The organism is Chamaesiphon sp. VAR_69_metabat_338 (genome assembly GCF_031423935.1).
Classification (GTDB): domain Bacteria; phylum Cyanobacteriota; class Cyanobacteriia; order Cyanobacteriales; family Chamaesiphonaceae; genus Chamaesiphon.
The window spans coordinates 1-6162 of record NZ_JANPGM010000406.1 but is presented as its reverse complement, the minus strand read 5'-3'; the positions used below and the strand labels follow the sequence as shown (position 1 = coordinate 6162).

General features: G+C 47.8%; 6 protein-coding genes and 1 pseudogene. 2 read left to right on the top strand and 5 right to left on the bottom strand.

What is annotated here, in order from left to right:
• Positions 1-274: pseudogene (locus tag RMO84_RS11280) on the top strand (threonine ammonia-lyase, biosynthetic); the annotation flags it as partial.
• Positions 275-465: 191 nt separating this feature from the next.
• On the opposite strand, the gene RMO84_RS11275 reads toward RMO84_RS11280, so the two are convergent.
• The 5 genes from RMO84_RS11275 to RMO84_RS11255 all read right to left on the bottom strand — a co-directional run bounded on the left by RMO84_RS11275 (position 466) and on the right by RMO84_RS11255 (position 4222).
• Positions 466-972: a hypothetical protein gene (locus RMO84_RS11275; RefSeq protein WP_310488559.1), complete on the bottom strand. Its 507-nt coding sequence runs from the start codon at positions 970-972 to the stop codon at positions 466-468.
• Between the two features lie 58 nt (positions 973-1030).
• Complete coding sequence (locus RMO84_RS11270; RefSeq protein ID WP_310488558.1) at positions 1031-1849, bottom strand: caspase family protein; 819 nt, start codon at positions 1847-1849, stop codon at positions 1031-1033.
• Between the two features lie 316 nt (positions 1850-2165).
• Positions 2166-2735: a chemotaxis protein CheW gene (locus RMO84_RS11265; protein ID WP_310488557.1), complete on the bottom strand. Its 570-nt coding sequence runs from the start codon at positions 2733-2735 to the stop codon at positions 2166-2168.
• Between the two features lie 137 nt (positions 2736-2872).
• Positions 2873-3475, bottom strand: coding sequence for a TetR/AcrR family transcriptional regulator (locus RMO84_RS11260; protein ID WP_310488556.1), 603 nt, complete (start codon positions 3473-3475; stop codon positions 2873-2875).
• Positions 3476-3592: 117 nt separating this feature from the next.
• The gene (locus RMO84_RS11255; RefSeq protein ID WP_310488555.1) at positions 3593-4222 is read right to left on the bottom strand and encodes a YqiA/YcfP family alpha/beta fold hydrolase; all 630 of its coding nucleotides are present in this window, start codon (positions 4220-4222) and stop codon (positions 3593-3595) included.
• A gap of 437 nt (positions 4223-4659) precedes the next feature.
• Between RMO84_RS11255 and thrS the strand changes: the two genes are divergently transcribed.
• The coding region (gene thrS, locus RMO84_RS11250; RefSeq protein ID WP_310488554.1) for a threonine--tRNA ligase at positions 4660-6162 on the top strand (1503 nt) is incomplete at its 3' end.

The window sequence follows — 6162 nt, the reverse complement described above, 5'->3', positions numbered from 1 at the left end:
GCCAGTAGCTCAAGACGAACTCCTTTATCGGTTTGAATTTCCCGAACGCACTGGCGCGCTCACCAAATTCATCAATAACATGAACCCCGACTGGAACATTAGCCTCTTCCACTACCGCAATCACGGTGCCGACTACGGTCGCATTTTAATTGGCATCGAAGTACCACCCACCGAGATGGCAGCTTGGCACGATTTCCTCGATCGCACCCCCTATCGCTACTGGGACGAACGCACCAATCCTGCTTATCAATTGTTTCTAGGGGATAGGGGATAGGGGATAGGGGATAGGGGATAGGGAATAGGGAATAGGGGATAGGGGATAGGGGATAGGGAATAGGGGATAGGGAATAGGGGATAGGGTGTAGAAGGTAAGAGGTTAGAGGGTGTGAATTGGGACGCAAGCGTCCTATCAACTATCAACATTAACTACTTACTATCCCCTATTCCCTATCCCCTATCCCCTCTTTAAAGCTTCCCCTGCCACTCCGACATCGTCGCTTGCACGGTTTGATAATTGGTTGCGTCTTTGGGTACCATTCTGGCGGTATCGATCGCGAGTCGCCAATGTTGCTGGGTGGCGTAGCCTTGGGCGATTTGATAGATTTCTTGCGACCATTGCTCGATCGATTGCTGGATCTCGGTGGTGGCTGCGGGGGTCGTGGGGACGATCTTCCGCGCGGCTAAGATGGCTTGATAACGAGACGTAGCATCCCCAGGCTTGACAAATAGTTTTGCTTGCTGGAGTTCTGCTGCTATACCCGACGTACCGATCGCTGCGGGATCGGCTGCATCGCTCGATCCACTGCGCGCGATCGACGGCTCATTGACAGACCGTTTGGAGCTAAGTGCAAAAATCCCACCGCCAGCGGCAAAAATCAGCGTTAGCAAAAAGCCAACTTGCAGCCAATGGGATGCCTTTTTCCGGCGGCGTGCGGGGCGAGTTTTTTTGACGATCGCGCCAGTGCCCATCATTTCCGGTCTGACGATCGTGACGTTGGAAGTGACAGTGGGGGGTGTATAAGGTTGATAATTATCGTCCCGGCCAAACTTGGGCGGTACGGGTGGTGTATAAATGACTTCGACCGGGACTGTCGCCGAAATCGATGATTGGGTCGTGGCCGAAAAGACTGGGCGGTAAGTAGAGACTCCCGTCGGCACGATCGCCATTGGTGTCTGGAGCGGTTTCCAATGATGTTCGCTCAATTCCGCCAGTCGGCTCGTCAGATAAGTATCGATCGTTTCGAGATTGAGATCGGGATGATAATTGAGTGCTTCTAACAGCGCGGTGGTAAATAAACCATGTCAAGCCTGCGTCTTCATGAGAAAATTCATGACTTTGGCAGGACAAAAAGGTCGGAATTTGGTATTCTTGCGCAAATCTGGCGGTATTGTTACCAATGCCACCACCGAGCGATAAGTGCTGGGCATGATTGGCATCGAGAAATACCATTGCATTGACCCCAATATCGCGGAACTGTTGATAGAGTTGGCGAATGGAAATACAAGTATTGGCGAGATCCTGCGTGTTGCCATCGATCGGAATCAGATAATCTTCATCCCCAAAACTCACACCACAGCCGCTAAAAAAGAACCATAACAAATCGCCATGATGGAGTGTATCCCATGACCATTGTTTGATCCAGCGATCGATATTTTCGCGGGTGGGATAAGTCGATCTATTGCCCTTCTCGCGCGAAATTTCGGTCAAAAGTAAGCATTGGTGGGGACTCCAGCCTGCTGCATCTACAAAAAACTGCTCGATCGCTACGGCATCCGCCACGCCATAGCTCAGTGATGGTAAAAACTGGTACCGATCGATTCCGATGGAAATACACGCCTGGTTTGCCATTTAAAGTTTGATGATTAATAGACTAAACTGTTGCGTACTCTAATTGAATATTCAATCCTAATTTGACATCGGAAGTACTTAGAGCAGCTAACTGTTTGGAAGCTGTGTTCTCATAGCCACTGTTTACATCAAATTTAGCCGATCTGTCATGAATTTTCCATCGGCAAATTAGCGTTATGTTTATATTACCCCAAACAATACACATCTCCAGCTAGCTAGTAGTCTCGGTGTGCATAAAGCTAATATTGCGGGGAGCGGGGAGCGGGGAGCGGGGGAACTAGAGATAGTACCCTAACTTATGCCGCCTCAGATTTTCTTACACTGGTGCTGCCAGTGATGCCACATCTAATAAAAAGATCGCTGGTCGATCGGGTAGATCGATAGACATCTCACTGACACAGTGAATATTGCTATGTTGTTGGTAAATATCTGGTAGGGGTTTAAAAGCCGAAAGCTGAACCGACTGGATACTCGGTGGTGAATCGATCGGTAATCCGACTAATGGCCGATCTTCGCTGGCAGCGGCAGTTTCCGGTTGCAGAATTAACAAATATCTAATCTCAGGATCGCTCGGTGCCGGAGCGCGGTTACTGGCAGCAGTAGGTAACAATTCCGACTGAGATTTCCTAAAAATTCGGTGTCCGACATCAATTACTACTAATTCTCGACCTTGAAAAGTAGTCAAGCTGACGCCCGTATTGTTAGGATCTCCATACAATCTCTGACCGAGGTTCGACCCTAGTGCATCGATGGTAGTCACCTTGCGGACGCGATCGAGTGGCAGTGCAAAAGTTTCTGTGCCCAACTTAAAGGTAATCAAGCGTTGGGTAGCTTCAGCTTGCCGTGTTGCCAGTCGCCGCGAACGCAGCGGAGAATAAATAGCCATAAGTATTTTGTCGAGCGGTACTATCATCTATAGTTCCACTTTCACCCCCAAAAGTTGCTACCCTACCGTCAATCTTGGTAGAAATTTTGGAGCTTGCGATCGACGACAACTGACACCGCCGTCAGAGCCGATTGTCTTTAGTTGAGAGCGCGTAAACTGTTGATGTATTGATGGAGATGCTCGATGGCTCGATCGAGATAAATGTCGCTACCGTACAATTTGCTCATCATAATCGCACCTTCAATTGTCACGAACAGAATCGTGGCAACTTGTTCGCGATCGGTATTCTCAGCCAGTTCGCCTTGACGGATGCCTAACTCGATGATGCTCGTAATCAGCGCGCGAATACTATTGACGGCCTCTTGGACGTGGATTCTCAGCAGCGGGTGAGTATCATCACTCTCAACTGCCGTGTTCAAAATCGGACATCCACCTGAGACGACTGGTTGTGTCGTAAAGCCCTGAAAACTTTCCACAAAAGCGTGTAATCGATCGATCGCGGTATCTTGGATCGATACTTTGGCCATGACAGCTTCTAAAATTAACCCGAGGGCATATTCAAAGGCGGCGACGGCAATTTCATCTTTATTTTTAAAATGATGATAAATACCGCTTTTCGCCAATCCTGCCAGTCGCATAATGTCGGCGATCGAAGACCCCGCATAACCACTTTGGTTGAAAACAATCGCCGCTTTTTCGATGATTTTTTGTTTAGTGCGATCCGCCTTAGACACTGTCACTTAACTAATTTTTAAGATTAATTAATATTTTACGCTAGTTTGTCTAGCTAAGTCAATCCGAACGCCAGCCTCGGGAGTGGTCGCTGCGCGATCGGTAAAAAGTTAGCTACGATACATTTATAAGTGACAAAACTCACAGATTTCTTGCCAAATTCGATCGCTGACATCGGTAAGCTGATGGTCGCTCTCCCACTCCAGCAGCTTAACCCACTGCCGATTTTTGCTAAAGTCTCGACTTGCAGAAATCGGAATTACATCATCATTAATTCCATGAATAATTACAGTTGGTAGGACGCGATCGATCTGAGCAAGAGGATATCGACGAGCGTCAACAACGAAATTGTAATGTAGGGGTGATAAATTTTTGAGAGCATGATGGTAAATAGGTAGATAATAAGTATTTTGCCAAGCATTTAATTGGCGATCGCCAATCTTTGGGAGCCAATGATTTAGAAAATCAAAGGCAGGTGCCAACAGTACTAACTTCGCAACTTGAGGATAGTCTTGAGCGATAATTGCTGACACCCAGCCGCCGAGGCTAGAGCCAATCAACGTCACAGGCGAGCCATCTTTGGGAAATAAATCCACAACTAGAGCGATCTGTCGCGAAACTGTCAGATGAGGAAAGTCATCCTGATTGAGATCGGGAACTTGTAACTCGATGCCAATTTTGGCAAACTGTTCCCGAATATAGATGGCTTTAGTCGATCCCGGCCCAGATGCAAAACCGTGTAAGTAAATATACATGAGTTACGAGGATGAAAATAAATAAATTACACTTGGGTACTCCGCGATCGAAAGTAAATTGGGTTCTAATTCTCGCTCTGTTAATTGTCAACTACTGCGCGTGCCTGAAGTTGGATGATGTAATTAGATTACCCAGACCATCTCAGGGAATAGTTACTTTACCATCGATCGAGTCGCAATACTTTGCGGTGAGAAGGCTTAGTGATAATGTAAGATTCTTTAACGCAAAGAACGCAAAGGTTTTTGGTGTTTGAGTGAGATTGTGAGTAGGTGCCGCAAAGGACGCAAAGGGATGTGCGCAAATAACCTTCAGTCGAGCGATCGGTTCCGACTCCAGCCAACCGTGCCGATTCCTGAGTAAAATAGATTCAGTACAGCAGAGATCTCACAGCGACCTTGATGTTACTGTCAGAAACTTAGAATTTCCAGGGATAACCATGTCTAACGCCGAACAGCCAGCGAAAATCCATCTACCCAAAACCAGCGAATCGGAAACCCTCAAAAAGATTAGACACACCACCTCCCACGTTATGGCGATGGCGGTACAGAAGCTGTTCCCCAAGGCTCTAGTGACGATTGGCCCCTGGATCGAAAATGGGTTCTACTACGATTTCGATAGCCCTGATGCCTTCACAGACAAAGATCTCAAGGCAATTCAGAAAGAGATGATTAAGATCGTCAATCAGAAATTGCCAGTCGTACGCGAAGAAGTCACCAGAGCCGAAGCCGAGGCGCGAATTTCTGCACTTAACGAACCCTACAAATTGGAAATCCTCGCGGGTTTACAAGAACCGATTACCCTCTATCACCTCGGTGATAAGTGGTGGGATTTGTGCGCGGGGCCTCACGTCGAGAATACTGGCGACTTGCATCCCAAAGCCTTCAAACTCGAAGCCGTCGCGGGTGCCTACTGGCGCGGCGATGAAACCAAAGCCCAATTGCAACGGATCTACGGCACCGCCTGGGAAACTCCCGAACAACTCGAAGAATACGAACGCCGCAAGGAAGAAGCCCTCCGCCGCGATCATCGGAAGCTCGGCAAAGAGCTAGGCTTGTTTATCTTCTCCGAGCTAGTCGGTGCTGGTTTGCCACTCTGGACGCCCAAAGGAACAATTCTGCGAAGCACTTTGGAAGACTTCCTGAGAAAGGAACAAACCAAACGCGGTTATCTACCCGTTGTAACACCACATATTGCCAAAACCGACTTGTTTATGAAGTCGGGGCATCGGCAGAAATACAAAGAAGATATGTTCCCCATTATGGCGGATAATATCGAAAATATTGCCGCCGATACTGGCTTTGTAATGAAGCCGATGAATTGCCCATTTCACATCCAAATCTATCAAAGCGAATTGCGTTCTTATCGCGATTTACCGATTCGTTACGCCGAATTTGGAACGGTTTATCGGTACGAGCAATCTGGCGAACTCGGTGGCTTACTGCGGGTGCGCGGCTTTACTGTCGATGATTCGCACCTCTTTGTCACTCCCGAACAATTAGATGAAGAGTTGATGAATGTGGTCGAATTAATTCTCTCGGTCTTTGAAAAACTCCGACTGAAAAACTTTAAAGCCCGACTGAGTTTCCGCGATCCAAATTCTGATAAATTCCTGGGTTCGGCAGAAACTTGGGACAAAGCTGAAGGCGCAATCAAACGCGCGGTTGAAAAACTCGGAATGCCACATTTTATCGGCATTGGTGAAGGAGCTTTTTATGGCCCTAAACTCGATTTTATCTTCAGCGATGCCCTCGAACGTCCTTGGCAATTAGGGACGGTTCAGGTAGATTACGTGCTGCCAGAACGGTTTGAACTAGAATACATCGACGAACACAGCAGCCGTCAACGCCCCGTGATGATTCACCGCGCCCCCTTTGGATCGATCGAGCGGTTAATCGGCGTGCTGATTGAAGAGTATGCTGGTGATTTCCCCTTGTGGCTG